Genomic DNA, 14,475 nt, shown 5'->3' on the forward strand with positions numbered 1-14,475 from the left:
ATGTGCCTGGGCATCCCTGGACGGATCCTGGAGATCCACGACGACGCCGGACTCCTCATGTCCACGGTCGACTTCGGCGGTATCCGCCGCGAGGTCTGCCTTAGCTGCACGCCCGAGGCGGACGTCGGGTCGTACGTCATCGTGCACGTCGGTTTCGCGATCACCCTGGTCGACGAGGCGGAGGCGCGGCGCACGCTCGACGTGCTGCGGGCGATGGCCGGCGCGGTCGAGGGCGAGCTGGGCGAGCCACTTCCCTGACGGCTTGGGCCGGTCGGCCCGGGAAGGGCCGGTCAGCCCCTGCCCTCGGCCCCTGCCCGGGGCCGAACCTGGCAGTGGAGGAACACAGCGCCGCCTCGGACGAACCCCTGGAACGGGAGGACAGGCATGATCCCCACCGCAGCCCCTGCCGCCGTACTCGACCGGCACGGTCTGGACGCCCTGGTCACGGCTCTGACGGCACAGGGACGCACCGTGATAGGACCCACCGTCCGCGACGGCGCGATCGTGCTGTCGGAACTGAGCTCGGCGGGCGCGCTCCCCTACGGCTGGGGCGTCGAACTCGACGCCGGACGCTACCGGTTGGTCCCCCGCGAGGACGGGGCAGCCTTCGCGCACAGTGCGGGACCGCAGTCCTGGAAGTCGTATCTGCATCCCGCGCGTGAGCGGCTGTGGAGCGCCGACCGGTCTCCGGAGGGCCGCGTGGTCTTCACCGAGCACGAGGCCGAGCCGCCGTCGTACGCCTTCCTCGGTGTCCGCCCCTGTGACCTGCGGGCCATCGCGATCCAGGACCGCGTCCTGACCGGCGGCCGACACGAGGACACCGGGTACGGGAAGCGCCGGCGGCGCGCGCTGCTGATCGCCGCCGAGTGCACCGAACCGGGCGCGACCTGCTTCTGCGTGTCCATGGGCGGCGGGCCCGCCGCCGATCCCGGCTACGACCTCGCGCTGACCGAGGTGGTCGACGCGGACGGGCACCGGTTCCTGGTGCGTGTCGGCAGCGAAGAAGGTGCCCGGCTGCTGGAGCAGGTTCCGCACCGCGCGGCGGACGTGGTCACGGAGGCCACCGCCCGCGCCTCCGTCGACGCGGCCCGAGACCGTATGGGCCGTTCCATGCCGCCGGTCGACCTGCGGGCGCTGATGGGCGGGAGCCTGGACGCCGAGCGCTGGAACGACGTCGCGGAGCGCTGTCTGACCTGCGGCAACTGCACGATGGTCTGCCCCACCTGCTTCTGCACCACCACGGAGGAGGTCACCGACCTGACCGGTGACCACACCGAGCGCTGGCAGCGCTGGGACTCCTGCTTCGACCTGGACTTCTCGTATCTGCACGGCGGGCCGGTCCGCTCCACACCCCGCAGCCGCTACCGGCAGTGGCTCACCCACAAACTCTCCACCTGGCACGACCAGTTCGACTCCTCCGGCTGTGTGGGCTGCGGGCGCTGCATCGCCTGGTGCCCGGCCGGCATCGACATCACGGAGGAAGTCGCCGCGCTGGATGCCGAACTCGGAACGGAGACGGACTGATGCCTCCCTCGATGGCCCTCCGCATGAACCACGCGCTGCCCCACGACCACCGTGACCGACTGCTGCACATCGGTCGCGAGGTCCAATTCCCGCCGGGTGCCCGGCTGTTCGAGGAGGGCGGGCACGCCAACCGGTTCTGGATCATCCGGGACGGCACCGCCGCACTCGACATGCATATGCCCGGCCGCCGGTCCCCGGTCATCGAGACGCTCGGGGTCGGGGATCTCGTCGGCTGGTCCTGGCTGTACGAGCCGTACGTCTGGCAGTTGGGCGCGGTGGCGGTGACCCGGCTGCGGGCCTACGAGTTCGACGCGGTGGCCGTCCGGCTGATGTGCCTGGACGACCCCGCCTTCGGCCAGGTCGTCGAGCACTGGGTCGGCCGGGTGCTGGCCCACCGGCTCAACGCGGCCCGCGCCCGGCTGGTCGACCTGTACGGAACGTACGAGACGAAGGAACCGCGATGACCGCCGTACCGGTCCCCCATCGCGTGGTCGCCCGCCGGCAGGAGACCGGCGACACGGTGACGCTGCGACTCGAACCGATGGACGCCGCGCTGCCGGACTTCGTGCCGGGACAGTTCGCGATGGTCCACTGTTTCGGCCGCGGCGAGATCCCCGTCTCGGTGAGCTCCGTACAGGCCACCGGAGGGCTCGCGCACACGATCCGCTCGGTGGGCGCGGTCTCCGACGGGCTGTGCGCGGCCCGGGTCGGTGACGTCGTCGGCATCCGCGGTCCGTACGGCACGAGTTGGGGGCTGGAGCAGGCGCGCGGGCGGGACGTGCTGGTCGTGGCGGGCGGTATCGGACTGGCCCCGCTGCGGCCGCTGATCCTGCGCGCGCTGGCCGAGCCGGAGGCGTACCGCCGGGTCAACGTGCTGATCGGAGCACGCACCCCGGACGATCTGATCGGCCGGAAGGAGACCGAGAGCTGGGCCACCGCGTACACCGGCGTCACGGTCGACCAGCCCGACGCCGACTGGCACGGGGACGTCGGCGTGGTCACCCAACTGCTCGGACGGGCCCACTTCGACCCGGACGGGACGACCGCGTTCGTCTGCGGTCCCGAGCCGATGATCCGCGCCACCGCCCGCGAACTCGCCCACCACGGTGTGCCCCGCGACCACATCCGGGTCTCCCTGGAGCGCAACATGCGCTGCGCGACCGGCCACTGCGGGCACTGCCAGCTCGGTCCGGTGCTGGTGTGCCAGGCCGGTCCGGTCGTGGGCTGGGACCTGGCCGAACCCCTGCTGTCCGTAAGGGAGTTGTGAGATGCCACTGCCCAAGCTCGCGGTGTTCAAGCTGGCCTCCTGCGACGGCTGTCAGCTCACCCTGCTGGACTGCGAGGACGAACTCCTCGCGCTGACCGGCGCGGTGGAGATCGCGCACTTCCCGGAGGCGTCCAGCACGATGGCTCCCGGCCCCTACGACCTGACCCTCGTCGAAGGCTCGGTCACCACACCCGAGGACGCCGAGCGCATCCACACGATCCGCGCGGACTCCCGCCACCTGGTCACCATCGGGGCGTGCGCGACCGCCGGCGGCATCCAGGCCCTGCGCAACTTCGCGGACGTGGACGAGTACCGGCGCACCGTCTACGCGCACCCCGAGTACATCTCCACCCTGGCCACCTCCACCCCCGTGTCGGCCCATGTGGACGTCGACTTCGAACTGCGCGGCTGCCCGGTCGACCGGCGGCAGCTCATCGAGGTGATCACCGCGTTCCTGGCCGGCCGCAAGCCGGACGTCCCGGACCACAGCGTGTGCTTCGAGTGCAAGCGGCGCGGCACGGTCTGCGTCACCGTCGCCCACGGCACCCCCTGCCTCGGCCCGGTCACGCACGCCGGGTGCGGAGCGCTGTGCCCGGCCTACCACCGCGGCTGCTTCGGCTGCTTCGGCCCGTCCGGATCGGTGAACCTGCCGGCGCTGATCCCGCTGCTGCGCCGCGACGGCCTCGACGACGACGCCGTGGTGCGGTACCTCCACACCTTCAACGCCCCTGCCTTCGACAAGGAGTTGTCCCAGTGACGCACCGTGGATCCCGTGTGCTGCACGTCGGCTCGCTGTCCCGGGTCGAGGGAGAGGGCGCGCTCAGCCTCCATGTGCACGACGGCACGGTCACCGACGCACGGCTGGAGATCTACGAGCCGCCGCGCTTCTTCGAGGCGTTCCTGCGCGGACGTTCGTACACCGAGCCGCCCGACATCACGGCGCGGGTGTGCGGAATCTGCCCGGTGGCCTACCAGATGAGCGCCTGTGCGGCGATCGAGGACGCCTGCGGAGTGTCGGTCGACCCGGTGATCCGGGATCTGCGCCGGCTCCTCTACTGCGGCGAGTGGATCGAGAGCCAGGCCCTGCACATCTACCTCCTGCACGCCCCGGACTTCCTGGGCAGGCCGAGCGCGATCGACCTGGCGCGCACGCACCGCGCCGAGGTCGAACGCGGTCTCCGGCTGAAGAAGGCCGGCAACTCCCTGATGGAGCTGCTCGGTGGGCGGGCCGTGCATCCGGTGAACGTCCGTCTCGGCGGCTTCCACCGGACCCCGGCACGCACCGAACTGCGCTCGCTGACCGAGGAGTTGAAGCGTGCCCTCGACGACGCGTGGGAGACCGTGCGCTGGGTCGCGGGCTTCGAGTTCCCGGACGCGAGCATCGAGGCCGACCTGCTCGCGCTGACGGAACCCGACACATACGCCATCGAGGGCGGCACACCGGCCGTCCTGCGCGCCAACGGCACCACCGACTCCTTCCCCGTGCGGGACTTCACCGCACACGTCACCGAGAGGCACGTGGTCCACTCCACCGCGCTGCACTCGTGGCTGGACGGGCGACTGCATCTCACCGGCTCCCTGGCCCGGTTCGCGATCAGCGGCCGACTGCTGTCGCCGGTGGCACTGGAGGCCGCGGTCGCGGCGGGACTCGGCGATCCGCGCGAGGGCACGCCGTGCCTCAACCCGTACCGGTCCATCCTGGTGCGGGCGGTGGAGACGGTGTACGCCGTCTCCGAGGCGCTGCGCATCATCGACGGCTACGAGCCGCCCGCGCACCCTTACACGGAGGTGCCGCCGGTCGCGGGCGTCGGGCACGGTGCCACCGAGGCGCCGCGCGGGCTGCTCTACCACCGCTACGAGATCGACGCCGACGGCATCGTGCGCAGTGCGCTGCTGGTGCCGCCCACCGCGCAGAACCAGAGCGCGATCGAGGACGACCTGCGCCGGCTGGCCCAGCGGGCGATCAGCGAACACGACCCGGACGACGACGAGTTGACGGCTCTGTGCGAGCGGGCGATCCGCAACCACGACCCGTGCATCTCGTGCTCCACCCACTTCCTCGACCTGACGGTAGTCCGTACCTCAGGAGAATCCACGGGAGGCCGTGATGTCTGAATCTCCGTACACCGTGAGCGATGTGATGACCCACACCGCCGTCGCCATCGGCAGCGAGGCGCCCTTCAAGGAGATCGTCGAGCTGCTCGACCAGTGGAAGGTCAGTGCCGTGCCGGTGCTGGCGGGCGAGGGCCGGGTCGTCGGGGTCGTCTCCGAGGCGGATCTGCTGGCCAAGGAGGAGTACCGGGGCGCCCCCGACGGCGATCCGGCGGTGCCCGCCAAGGCGGGCGCGGTGTCCGCGGCCGAGCTGATGAGCGCCCCGGCGGTCACCGTGCACCCGGACGCCACGCTCGCCGAGGCCGCCCGCATCATGGCGCGGCGGCACGTCAAGCGACTGCCCGTCGTGGACGCGGTCGGCATGCTCCAGGGTGTGGTCAGCCGCAGCGATCTGCTGAAGGTGTTCCTGCGGGGCGACGGCGAGATCGCCGAGGCGGTCCGGCACCACGTGCTCGGCCGGCTCCCGGTCGGCGCCCCCCTGACGGTGAGCGTGACCGAGGGCGTGGTCACGCTCGGCGGTGTCCTGCCCGACCGGTCGCTCGTGCCCGTGCTGGCCCGCGCGGTGCGGGCGGTGGAGGGGGTCGTCGACGTCCGGCTCGACCTCACGCACCGATGAAGTACCTGGACGAGTACCGGGATCCGGTACTCGCCCGGCGGCTGCTGGACGAGCTGCGGCGGACCGCCACGCGGCCCTGGCGGATCATGGAGGTGTGCGGCGGCCAGACCCACACCCTGGTCCGCCAGGGCATCGACGAGCTGTTGCCCGCCGGGATGCGGATGATCCACGGTCCGGGCTGCCCGGTCTGTGTCACCCCGCTGGAGACCCTGGACCGGGCCATGGCCGTCGCCGCCCGCCCCGGAGTGCTCTTCACCAGCTTCGGCGACATGCTGCGGGTGCCCGGCACGGACACCGACCTGCTGTCGCTGCGGGCGCGGGGAGCGGACGTACGGGTGGTCTACGCCCCGATGGACGCCGTACGCCTGGCCGCCGAACACCCGGACCGCGAGGTCGTGTTCCTCGCCGTCGGCTTCGAGACGACGGCTCCGGCCAACGCGATGGCGGTGCTGCACGCGGCCCGTCTCGGGCTGGCCAATTTCTCGATGCTGGTCAGTCACGTCCTCGTGCCGCCCGCCATGACCGCGCTGCTCGACGACCCCGACTGCGAGGTGGAGGCCTTCCTCGCCGCCGGGCACGTGTGCGCGGTGATGGGCTGGCACGAGTACGAGCCGATCGCCGCCCGGTACCACGTACCCATCGTGGTCACGGGGTTCGAGCCGCTGGATCTGCTGGAGGGCATTCTCATGGCCGTACGGCAACTGGAGTCGGGCCGGTACGAGGTGGAGAACCAGTACGTGCGGGCCGTGCGGCGGGCAGGCAACACCGTGGCGCAGGACGCGGTCCGCCGGGTGTTCCGGGTGACCGACCGGGCCTGGCGCGGGATCGGCGAGCTGCCCGACAGCGGGCTCGAACTCGCCCCGGATTACCAGGAGTTCGACGCCGCCCGGCGCTTCGACGTGGGTGGGCTGTGCCCGGTCGAGGACCCGGAGTGCATCGCGGGCTCGATCCTCACGGGGGCCCGGCTGCCCACCGACTGCGCCGCGTACGGCACCCGTTGCACCCCCCGTCATCCCCTCGGCGCCCCGATGGTGTCGTCCGAGGGCACCTGCGCCGCCTTCCACGCGGCCGGACGCACTCCCACGAGGAGCACGGCATGAACATCCAGTGCCCCACCCCCGCCCACGAGGAGGAGGTCGTCCTGTTGGGCCACGGCGCCGGCGGACGGCTCACCGGGGAGCTGCTCGACCAACTGGTGCTGCCCGCCGTCGGCGGCGGCACCGGACCGCTGGAGGACGCGGCGCTGCTGCCCGGCCACCCCGGCCTGGTGATGAGCACGGACAGCTTCGTCGTCAGCCCGCTGTTCTTCCCCGGCGGGGACATCGGGTCCCTCGCCGTGCACGGCACGGTCAACGACCTGGCGATGCGGGGCGCGTGGCCGCTCGCGCTGTCGGTCTCGCTGATCGTCGAGGAGGGGCTGCCGCTGGCCGAACTCCGGGCCGTCATGGAGTCGTTGGGCAAGGCCGCCCAGGACGCGGGCGTGCCCGTGATCACCGGGGACACGAAGGTCGTGGGGCGGGGCGCGGCGGACCGGCTGTTCATCAACACCACCGGCGTGGGACAGCGTCACGAACTGCTGGCCCCCTCCGCCGCATCGGCCCGCCCCGGGGACGCCGTACTGCTGTCGGGGCCGATCGGACTGCACGGCACGACCGTGCTCAGCACCCGGGAGAACCTCGGCTTCGAGGGCGACATCGCCTCCGACTCGCGGCCGTTGCACCGGCTGGTACGGGCCCTGGCGCCGCTCGGTGACGCCGTGCACGTGCTGCGCGACCCGACCCGGGGCGGGCTCGCCGCCGCGCTCAACGAGATCGCCCGCGACTCGTCCGCCGCCGTGGAGATCGAGGAGAGCGCGGTTCCCGTGCCCGAGGCGGTCGCCTCGGCCTGCGACCTGCTCGGCCTGGACCCGCTGGTCGTCGCCAACGAGGGCTGTCTGGTCGCCTTCGTCGACGCCGACGCGGCCGAGGACGCGCTGACCGCGATGCGGTCGCTTCCCGAGGGGGCGCAGGCGGTGCGGATCGGCGAGGTGCTGCGGGAGGGGCAGCGGGAGCGGGTGACCCTGCGGACGCTGGTCGGTGCCCGGCGCATCGTGGAGATGCCGCTCGGCGAACAACTCCCGCGCATCTGCTGAGTGTTGCCCGCGGGCTCGTCAGCCGGTCCTGTGACCCCACCGCGGACCGACCCGCGCCCATTCGGCGTCCCACTGCTCCAAACGCCGCCGTTCCAGCCACCCGGACACGCCCCGGCCCACGAGGAGCACCGTCCCGCCGGCGCCCACGGCGGTCCATGCGGCCAGCACCAGACCCTCCAGCCGTGCCTGTGCGGCGGTCACGGGGGTGGGCACGAGACGGCCCCGGGCGTCCAGCCACACGTGGGTGGTGGACCCGGCCTTGCTGCTGGAGTCCACGTGGGCCAGACCCGTGCGGCTCGTGCCGTCCGCCGCGATCCAGCGCACGGTGGCCCGGTAGCTGTCGCTGCCGTCACTCGTACCCACGGTGCGCCGGGCGTCCTCGACGAGCATGGCCGACACCGGGTGCCGCTCGGCCCGCAGGGCGTCGACGTGGCGCTCGACGGCGAGGGCCGTCCATGCGCCCGCACCGACCGCCGCCACGACCGCGAGAGCCCAGGCCGCGATCAGCAGCCAGGCCTCGACGAGGTAACTGCGGCGCCTGAGCGGGTTGGGCCGAAGCCGCCACCAGCGCACCTCGGCCGGCCTTCCGCGCCTGCTGGGGGTCATGGTCCTCACCTGACCGACAAGTCACTGTGGAGCAGTGTCTCGGCGGGCCCGCGCCGTGGGGTGGCCCAGGTCTGGTTCGTGTGGCCGAGGCGCAGAACCATCTGCGGGAACCGGCCGAAGGCGACGCCCGTACGAACCTCCGCGCGCACGGCAGGCACTTCGAGGGGCTGGGTGTGGAAGGCCGCCCGGACCCCGTGGGCCGCCGCGTACAGCAGCACGCGCTGCAGCGCCTGACCCGCGCGCAGCCAGTCCGCGCGGGTGTCGTAGGGGGTGGTCAGCACGACGACCGTGCCCGTGCGCGACACCCATTTCTGGGGCGGGACGGAGAACTGCCGGAGGAGGCCCAGGTAGTCACGGGCGGCCAGCAGGACGCAGTCCGGGTGGTACAGGCACGCCTCGGCCGGGACTCCGGCCGGACCGACGCACCTCGTGATCTCGGCGGTGTGCCCGTGGTCGGCGCGGTGCACGTTCTCGGCGGTGCGCACCAGATCCGCGAGCTGGTCCAGTTGTTCCGGGTCGTCGACCACCTGGAGGTCGGCGCCCTCGGCCCGTGCGTGTTCCAGCAGGTCGTCGAGCAACTCCTCGGGGACCCGCTCGGCCCCGAACGGCCCGCGGTGCGTGTGCCGATGGGCCATCGCACCCGCCATCAGCGCCTCGTCGTAGGTCGCCGGGGCGTGGGCGGCGAAGGCCACACGGGCCAGGTAGGCCGGGTTCCCGGTCTCCGGCAGCAGGTCGACGGCGGGCCGGAAGCCGAGGTTGCGCACGGCGATCCGCGCGTTGAACAGGGCGGCCCCGCAGGCGATCACCGTCTCCCGGCCGCCCGGGTCGGTCAGGACCATGCACCGCCCGCGGTCCGCGTGGATCTCGAAGCCGTGGTCGTGGCCCTCCTCGACGAAGAACCACGGCTGGCTGTTGTGCGGCGAGGGCGCGAGGGATGCCGCGTGGGCCAAATGCAGGGCCGCGCGACCGTGTTGTTCGTAGGCCAGAGACATGGTGACCCCTTCGTCGACCGTTCCCTTTCAGGGTCCTCGCCCAGTGGCCCCTGCGCATGAGCCTTCCGGCCCTGGAGACGAGCCGTGCGGCACTGGTGACCGTCCACCGGGAGGAGTTCGCTGGAAGTGTCGGAGGAGAATGCCATGAACAGCACATCATCACTCGCATCCCGCAGGCACCGGCGCCGTTCCACCGTGCTCACCGCGGCCGTGACGCTGCCTCTGCTCGCGGTCACCGCGTGCGGTACGACCACAGGTACGGCAGGACAGGGCGGCACCGCCCCGACCTCGCCTCCCACAACCGGCACGGCCACGTCGGGCGGCACCTCGGGCACGCCCGCCCCGTCCAGGACGACGGCCCCGCAGACGACGGCGGCCCCCGCCACCGGCAACTCCGGTGGCACCAGCGGTACTTCGGCGACCCGTGTGCGTACAGGGGTGTACTTCCTGCACGGGGAGAAGGTCTCCCCCGCCCCACGCACCGTGACCGCACCGGCGACCGCCACCGCCGCCGTACGGGCCCTGCTGGCCGGCCCCGACCGCTACGAGCGAGCCCACGGCCGTACCACCGCCGTCCCGTCCGGAACGCGGCTGCGCTCCCTCGTCGTCCGCCACCACGTGGCCACGGTCGACCTCTCCGGCCGCTACGACGACGGGGGCGGCAGCCTCTCGATGCGGGAGCGGCTCGCCCAGGTCGTGTTCACGGTGACCCGCTTCCCGACCGTCCACAAGGTCGCGTTCGAGGTCGACGGCAAGGCGGTCACGTCCTTCGGCGGCGAGGGCATCGTCCTGAACGGACCGGTCGGCCGGGCCGACTTCGAGGACCGGGCGCCCGCCGTGCTGGTGGAGTCGCCGATGATCGGTGACACCGCGCGCACCCCGCTGAGGGTGTGGGGCAGCGCCAACACGTTCGAGGCGCAGTTCCGGCTGAAGGTCACGGACACCACCGGGCGCACCGCCGCCGATGTCATGGTCAAGGCCACGTCCGGCACCGGCACGCGCGGCACCTTCGACGTGACGTTCCCCTACAAGGCGGCCCGCACCGGCCCCGGTCTGCTCACCGCGTACTTCCTGTCGGCCAAGGACGGCAGGCCGGTGACCGTCGACACCGTGCCGCTGACCGTGAACCGGTGACACCGGCCCGCGGTACGGAAGGGCCCCGGCGCATCGCTTCCGCGCCGGGGCCCTTCCGTACCGCGGGGTACGGCGGTTCAGTCCCTGTCCTCCTCGTTCAGCAGCTCGTCGGCGATCCGCGCGGCCCATTCCTCGATCTCGGTGAAGTTCCGGAAGTCTCCGCCCTTCCCGTTGCGCACGATCGACTGGGCGATGCGCCCCTTGGCACCCTCCTCAAGACAGCCGCCGAAGGTGACATGGCCCCTGGCCTCGAGCCGGGCCATGGCACGCCGTACGCCACGCACGGGCGGGATGTCCCGCTCGGAGGCCGAGGCGTCCAGCGGACCGCTGCTGAACAACCACAGCGGGCGCTCGGCCAGTTGACGGCCGTGCCGGCTCAGGAACCGGCGGGCGTCGCGGTGCCAGCGGCCGGCGTACAGCCCGCTGCCGAGCACCACGGCGCCGTACGGGCGCACGTCCAGGACGGACCTGGCGGGCAGCAGGTCGGCGGTGAGGCCGGCCTTGCGCAGGACATCGGCCACAGCCTCGGCGATCTGCGCGGTCGATCCGTTCGTCGTCCCGTAGGCGACCAGCACGCTGGTGGGCATGGCGGTTCGCCTCCTCTCAGTTCACAGGTGGCGCACCCAGGTCTCGGTGACACCGCGGTAGGTCTGTTCCTCGGGCTGGATGTGCGAGTCGTCCCGCCGGTAGGAGAGCTGGTCGACGACTGCCACGACACCGTCGATCTGGCGGGTCATGGAGACGGCGATCTCCGTCTCGCTCTTGCGCTCCATCTGGCCGGAGAGCGTGACGACGCCCTCCACCACGGAGACGTCGATGATGCTCGGCGCCAGCCACAGGGCACGGACCAGCACCTCGGCGACGACCTCGTCACGGATGTCGGCGTCGGGCCGCAGGAAAACCTGGAGCACGTCGCGGCGGGTGACGATACCGACGAGCCGGTCCTCCTCGTCGAGGACGGGCAGCCGCTCCACGCGATGCTGCGCCATGGTCCGGGCGGCCTCGACGATGGTGTCCTCGGCGTGCACGGTGACGGGCGGCGCGGTCATCAGGCGGCCGGCGGTGCGGGCCGTGGCCTTCGCGGCCCGCCGCTTGCCGCTGCGCGTCAGGTCGGCGAACCGGAACCGCTTCTTCGGCTCGTACGGGTCGGGTGTCTCGGCCTGGTGGGCCATCAGGTCCGTCTCGGAGACGACTCCGACGACCTTCTCGTCCTCGTCGACCACGGGCAGGCCGCTGATGCGGTGTTCGCCGAGCAGGCGTGCCACCTCCTTGAACGGTGTTCCGTAGGTGGCGCGGACGACCTCCGTGGTCATCACGGAGCCGACCTTGTTGTGCTTCATGGTGTTCCCTCCTCAGCGAAGTCGGCGCAGATACGGGTCCTGCGCCCCGCGGGGCAGCAGGCGGACGCGGGCATCGAGGACGGAGACTCCGTCCGGTGCCGCGAGTACGGGGTTGAAGTCGGCCTCGGCCAGTTGCGGCAGCTCGCTCGCCATGCGGGACAGTCGCAGCAGCAGTTGTTCGAGGCCTTCGAGGTCGACGGGCCGGCTGCCGTGCGCGCCGAACAGGAGCGGGGCGCAGCGCGGGGCCGTGATCAGGTCGTGCACGTCGTGGTCGGTGAGCGGGGCCAGCCGGGCCGCGTGGTCGGCGAGGATCTCGGTCGCGGTACCGCCGAGCCCGAAGAGGACGAGCGGTCCGAAGACCTGGTCCTGGACGACGCCGGCGAACAGCTCGGTGCCGCGTTCGGCGAGCGGCTGCACGACCACACCCGTCAGCAGTCCGGCGAACCGTGTCTCCAAGTCCCGGAAGGCGGCCCGCACTTGGGAGTCGCCACGCAGATCGAGGTGGACGGCGTGCTGTTCACTCTTGTGCAGCAGGCCCGGCCAGTGGCCCTTCATGACCACCCGGCCGTCGGCGCCGCGCAGCCGGTCGGCGGCGAGGACGGCGTCGTCCTCGGTGTCGGCCCAGGCCCAGGCGAGCTGGGGAATGCCGTAGCAGCCGAGGAGTTCGGCGCACTCGCGCGGGCCGAGCCAGCCGCCTTCCGGGTTCGCGTCGAGGTAGGTCTCGACGACGGTGTGGGCGCGCGCGGTCTCGACTCCGTCGAGGTCGGGGATCGTCCCGGCGGGCCGGGCGAGCCAGGCCGCACGGTGGGCGGCGTGCGCCAACGCCCGCGCCGCCGCCTGAGGTTCGGCGTAGGCGGGGACGGTACGCAGGTCGGTGGTGGGCAACAGCTCGACGGGCAGGGCCTGTTCGAGCCGTATCACGGCAACCGGCTTGGGCCTGTGGCTCGTTGCCTGGGTCAACGCGCGGACGAGGTCGTCGCCGGTCGCCTCGGCGACCGCGGTGGGGACCAGGGCCACGAGGACGGCGTCGACGCCGGCGTGCCGCATGATGCGGTCCACGCAGTCCTTGAGCTGCTCCTCCGAGACGGCCGCGGTGGCGTCGACGGGGTTGCCGATCGCGGCGCCCTCGGGCAGTACGGCGAGCAGGTCGTCGACGAGTTCGGGGGTGGGTGTCGGCAGGGTGAGCCCGGCCTCGGCGCAGGCGTCGGCCGCGAGGACACCCGCTCCCCCGGCGTTGGTGACGATCAGGACGCGGGATCCGGTCGGCAGCGGCTGGGAGTGCAACAGGGCGGCGGCTTCCAGGAGTTCGCCGACGGAGCGGGTCGCGGTGATGCCGGCCTGGGTGAACAGCGCCCCGCGCGTCATGGTGCGAGTGGCGGCTGCCGCGGTGTGCGAGGCAGCGGCGCGGCGGCCGGCGTCGGTGCGGCCCGCGTCGACGGTCAGGACCGGCATCCGGCGGGTCACGCGGCGCGCGGTGCGGGAGAACGCCCGCGGGTTGCCGAAGGACTCCAGGTGCAGCAGGGCGAGGTCGGTGGTGCCGTCGCTCTCCCACCACTGGAGCATGTCGTTGCCGCTGACGTCGAACTTGTCACCCAGGGACGCGAAGGTCGAGACGCCGATACCGAGCCGGGACAGCCCGTCGAGCAGGGCGATGCCGACGCCGCCGGACTGCACGGCGATGCCCGCGGTGCCGGGGTTCGGGTGGTTGGCGGCGAAGGTGGCGTCGAGGTTCAGTTCCGGGTCGGTGTTGGAGACACCGAGGCAGTTGGGGCCCACCAGCCGCATGCCGTACGTCCGGCAGGCCGCCGTGAGCGCCTTGGCCTGGGCCGGGTCGAGTCCCGCGGTGACGACGAGAAGAGCGCGTGCACCCGCTTTGCCGCACTCCTCGGCGGTGGCCGGGACGGCTGCGGCGGGTACGGCGACGACCACGAGGTCGGGCGTCCTGGGCAGGGCGCTCACGGACGGGTAGCTCGGAACGCCGAGGATCGAGGTGGCGGCGGGGTTCACTGCGAAGAGGCGACGGGTGAAGCCGCCGGCCTTCAGGTGGTGCAGGACCGCCCGGCCCACGGAACCGGCCTTGCGCCCGGCACCGACGACGGCGACCGCGTCCGGGCGCAGCAGCGGTTCGAGGCTGGCGACGTCGGCGGCGCGGCCACGTGCCTCGGTGGCCGACAGGTAGTTCTCGTCCTCGTCGAGTTCGATGGTGCAGCGCATCTCGGGGCCCTCGAAGCGGCGGGCGGTGCGCAGGCCGAGGTCGGCGAAGAGCCGCAGGATCTCGCGGTTCTCGCTGAGCGCGTCGGCCGTGAAGGTGGTGATGCCCTCGGCACGGGCGGCGGAGACCAGGTGCTCGACGAGGAGAGTTCCGACGCCGCGGTGATGCAGTCCGTCGGCGACCGCGATGGAGATGTCGGCCGCTGTGCCGGTGCCACCGGTGTCGTACTCGGCGAGTCCGATCACCTGGCCCTTGGCCTCGGCCAGCAGGGCCCGGTATCCGGGGTGCGGCCGGCAGGCCCGGTCGGCCGCCATCTCGGCGGACCGGCGGCTCACTCCGAAGAACCGCAGCCGCAGGTTCTCCGGGGACATCTCCTCGTAGAGCCCCTGCAGTTGGTCGTGGTCGCCCGCCACCACGGGACGGATGCACACGGTGGTGCCGTCCGCGAGCAGGGCGTGGACTGTCGGTCGGTTGAGCACGTCGTCCGTCATCACGAATCTCCTCCGGAATTCTTCGGCACTTCGAGCGTCCCGCGGAACGG

At 72.3% G+C, this 14,475-nt stretch carries 15 protein-coding genes; 10 read left to right on the top strand and 5 right to left on the bottom strand.

Features of this window, described 5'->3' with window-relative positions:
- From OG223_RS02060 to hypE, 9 genes are all read left to right on the top strand, one after another.
- Nucleotides 1-258 carry a HypC/HybG/HupF family hydrogenase formation chaperone gene (locus tag OG223_RS02060; RefSeq protein WP_329241441.1) on the top strand — a complete coding sequence of 86 codons (258 nt, stop codon included), beginning with the start codon at nt 1-3 and terminating at the stop codon, nt 256-258.
- Between the two features lie 126 nt (nt 259-384).
- The gene (locus OG223_RS02065) at nt 385-1,524 is read left to right on the top strand and encodes a 4Fe-4S dicluster domain-containing protein (RefSeq protein WP_329241443.1); all 1,140 of its coding nucleotides are present in this window, start codon (nt 385-387) and stop codon (nt 1,522-1,524) included.
- On the top strand, nt 1,524-1,988 hold the full coding sequence (locus OG223_RS02070) for a Crp/Fnr family transcriptional regulator (protein ID WP_329241446.1): 465 nt from the start codon (nt 1,524-1,526) through the stop codon (nt 1,986-1,988). Before OG223_RS02065 ends, OG223_RS02070 begins: the two co-directional genes overlap by 1 nt.
- Entirely contained in the window at nt 1,985-2,791 is an 807-nt protein-coding gene (locus OG223_RS02075) for an FAD/NAD(P)-binding protein (RefSeq protein ID WP_329241448.1), read from the top strand. Before OG223_RS02070 ends, OG223_RS02075 begins: the two co-directional genes overlap by 4 nt.
- Nucleotide 2,792: 1 nt before the next feature.
- A complete protein-coding gene (locus OG223_RS02080; protein ID WP_329241451.1) occupies nt 2,793-3,548 on the top strand; it encodes an oxidoreductase in 756 nt (251 codons plus the stop codon).
- A complete protein-coding gene (locus OG223_RS02085; protein ID WP_329241453.1) occupies nt 3,545-4,906 on the top strand; it encodes a Ni/Fe hydrogenase subunit alpha in 1,362 nt (453 codons plus the stop codon). Before OG223_RS02080 ends, OG223_RS02085 begins: the two co-directional genes overlap by 4 nt.
- The gene (locus OG223_RS02090) at nt 4,899-5,519 is read left to right on the top strand and encodes a CBS domain-containing protein (protein WP_329241456.1); all 621 of its coding nucleotides are present in this window, start codon (nt 4,899-4,901) and stop codon (nt 5,517-5,519) included. The genes OG223_RS02085 and OG223_RS02090 overlap by 8 nt, the downstream gene beginning before the upstream one ends.
- A complete protein-coding gene (gene hypD / locus OG223_RS02095) occupies nt 5,516-6,619 on the top strand; it encodes a hydrogenase formation protein HypD (protein ID WP_329241459.1) in 1,104 nt (367 codons plus the stop codon). Before OG223_RS02090 ends, hypD begins: the two co-directional genes overlap by 4 nt.
- Nucleotides 6,616-7,650, top strand: a complete 1,035-nt coding sequence (gene hypE, locus OG223_RS02100) for a hydrogenase expression/formation protein HypE (protein WP_329241462.1) — start codon at nt 6,616-6,618, stop codon at nt 7,648-7,650. Before hypD ends, hypE begins: the two co-directional genes overlap by 4 nt.
- 18 nt (nt 7,651-7,668) lie before the next feature.
- Here the strand turns inward: hypE and OG223_RS02105 are convergent, their stop codons facing one another.
- Nucleotides 7,669-8,256 carry an Rv1733c family protein gene (locus tag OG223_RS02105; RefSeq protein ID WP_329241465.1) on the bottom strand — a complete coding sequence of 196 codons (588 nt, stop codon included), beginning with the start codon at nt 8,254-8,256 and terminating at the stop codon, nt 7,669-7,671.
- Between the two features lie 5 nt (nt 8,257-8,261).
- On the bottom strand, nt 8,262-9,248 hold the full coding sequence (locus tag OG223_RS02110) for an Acg family FMN-binding oxidoreductase (RefSeq protein WP_329241468.1): 987 nt from the start codon (nt 9,246-9,248) through the stop codon (nt 8,262-8,264).
- Between the two features lie 144 nt (nt 9,249-9,392).
- On the opposite strand from OG223_RS02110, the gene OG223_RS02115 reads away from it, so the two are divergent.
- Nucleotides 9,393-10,382 carry a GerMN domain-containing protein gene (locus tag OG223_RS02115; protein ID WP_329241471.1) on the top strand — a complete coding sequence of 330 codons (990 nt, stop codon included), beginning with the start codon at nt 9,393-9,395 and terminating at the stop codon, nt 10,380-10,382.
- 77 nt (nt 10,383-10,459) lie between these two features.
- Here the strand turns inward: OG223_RS02115 and OG223_RS02120 are convergent, their stop codons facing one another.
- Genes OG223_RS02120 through OG223_RS02130 form a run of 3 tightly spaced genes read right to left on the bottom strand, consistent with a single transcriptional unit; the run spans nt 10,460 to nt 14,425 of the window.
- Nucleotides 10,460-10,969, bottom strand: coding sequence for a flavodoxin domain-containing protein (locus OG223_RS02120; RefSeq protein ID WP_329241474.1), 510 nt, complete (start codon nt 10,967-10,969; stop codon nt 10,460-10,462).
- A gap of 21 nt (nt 10,970-10,990) precedes the next feature.
- On the bottom strand, nt 10,991-11,722 hold the full coding sequence (locus OG223_RS02125) for a CBS domain-containing protein (RefSeq protein ID WP_329241476.1): 732 nt from the start codon (nt 11,720-11,722) through the stop codon (nt 10,991-10,993).
- Between the two features lie 12 nt (nt 11,723-11,734).
- Complete coding sequence (locus OG223_RS02130; RefSeq protein ID WP_329241479.1) at nt 11,735-14,425, bottom strand: bifunctional acetate--CoA ligase family protein/GNAT family N-acetyltransferase; 2,691 nt, start codon at nt 14,423-14,425, stop codon at nt 11,735-11,737.
- Nucleotides 14,426-14,475: the final 50 nt, after the last annotated feature.

It is taken from the genome of Streptomyces sp. NBC_01478, assembly GCF_036227225.1.
In the GTDB taxonomy this organism is placed as follows: domain Bacteria; phylum Actinomycetota; class Actinomycetes; order Streptomycetales; family Streptomycetaceae; genus Streptomyces.

Excerpts from the sequence above, each read along its gene's own strand:
- OG223_RS02060 (WP_329241441.1), top strand. The coding sequence starts at position 1 with ATGTGCCTGGGCATCCCTGGACGGATCCTGGAGATCCACGACGACGCC.
- OG223_RS02065 (WP_329241443.1), top strand. The coding sequence starts at position 385 with ATGATCCCCACCGCAGCCCCTGCCGCCGTACTCGACCGGCACGGTCTG.
- OG223_RS02070 (WP_329241446.1), top strand. The coding sequence starts at position 1,524 with ATGCCTCCCTCGATGGCCCTCCGCATGAACCACGCGCTGCCCCACGAC.
- OG223_RS02075 (WP_329241448.1), top strand. The coding sequence starts at position 1,985 with ATGACCGCCGTACCGGTCCCCCATCGCGTGGTCGCCCGCCGGCAGGAG.
- OG223_RS02080 (WP_329241451.1), top strand. The coding sequence starts at position 2,793 with ATGCCACTGCCCAAGCTCGCGGTGTTCAAGCTGGCCTCCTGCGACGGC.
- OG223_RS02090 (WP_329241456.1), top strand. The coding sequence starts at position 4,899 with ATGTCTGAATCTCCGTACACCGTGAGCGATGTGATGACCCACACCGCC.
- hypD (WP_329241459.1), top strand. The coding sequence starts at position 5,516 with ATGAAGTACCTGGACGAGTACCGGGATCCGGTACTCGCCCGGCGGCTG.
- hypE (WP_329241462.1), top strand. The coding sequence starts at position 6,616 with ATGAACATCCAGTGCCCCACCCCCGCCCACGAGGAGGAGGTCGTCCTG.
- OG223_RS02105 (WP_329241465.1), bottom strand. The coding sequence starts at position 8,256 with ATGACCCCCAGCAGGCGCGGAAGGCCGGCCGAGGTGCGCTGGTGGCGG.
- OG223_RS02110 (WP_329241468.1), bottom strand. The coding sequence starts at position 9,248 with ATGTCTCTGGCCTACGAACAACACGGTCGCGCGGCCCTGCATTTGGCC.
- OG223_RS02115 (WP_329241471.1), top strand. The coding sequence starts at position 9,393 with ATGAACAGCACATCATCACTCGCATCCCGCAGGCACCGGCGCCGTTCC.
- OG223_RS02120 (WP_329241474.1), bottom strand. The coding sequence starts at position 10,969 with ATGCCCACCAGCGTGCTGGTCGCCTACGGGACGACGAACGGATCGACC.
- OG223_RS02125 (WP_329241476.1), bottom strand. The coding sequence starts at position 11,722 with ATGAAGCACAACAAGGTCGGCTCCGTGATGACCACGGAGGTCGTCCGC.
- OG223_RS02130 (WP_329241479.1), bottom strand. The coding sequence starts at position 14,425 with ATGACGGACGACGTGCTCAACCGACCGACAGTCCACGCCCTGCTCGCG.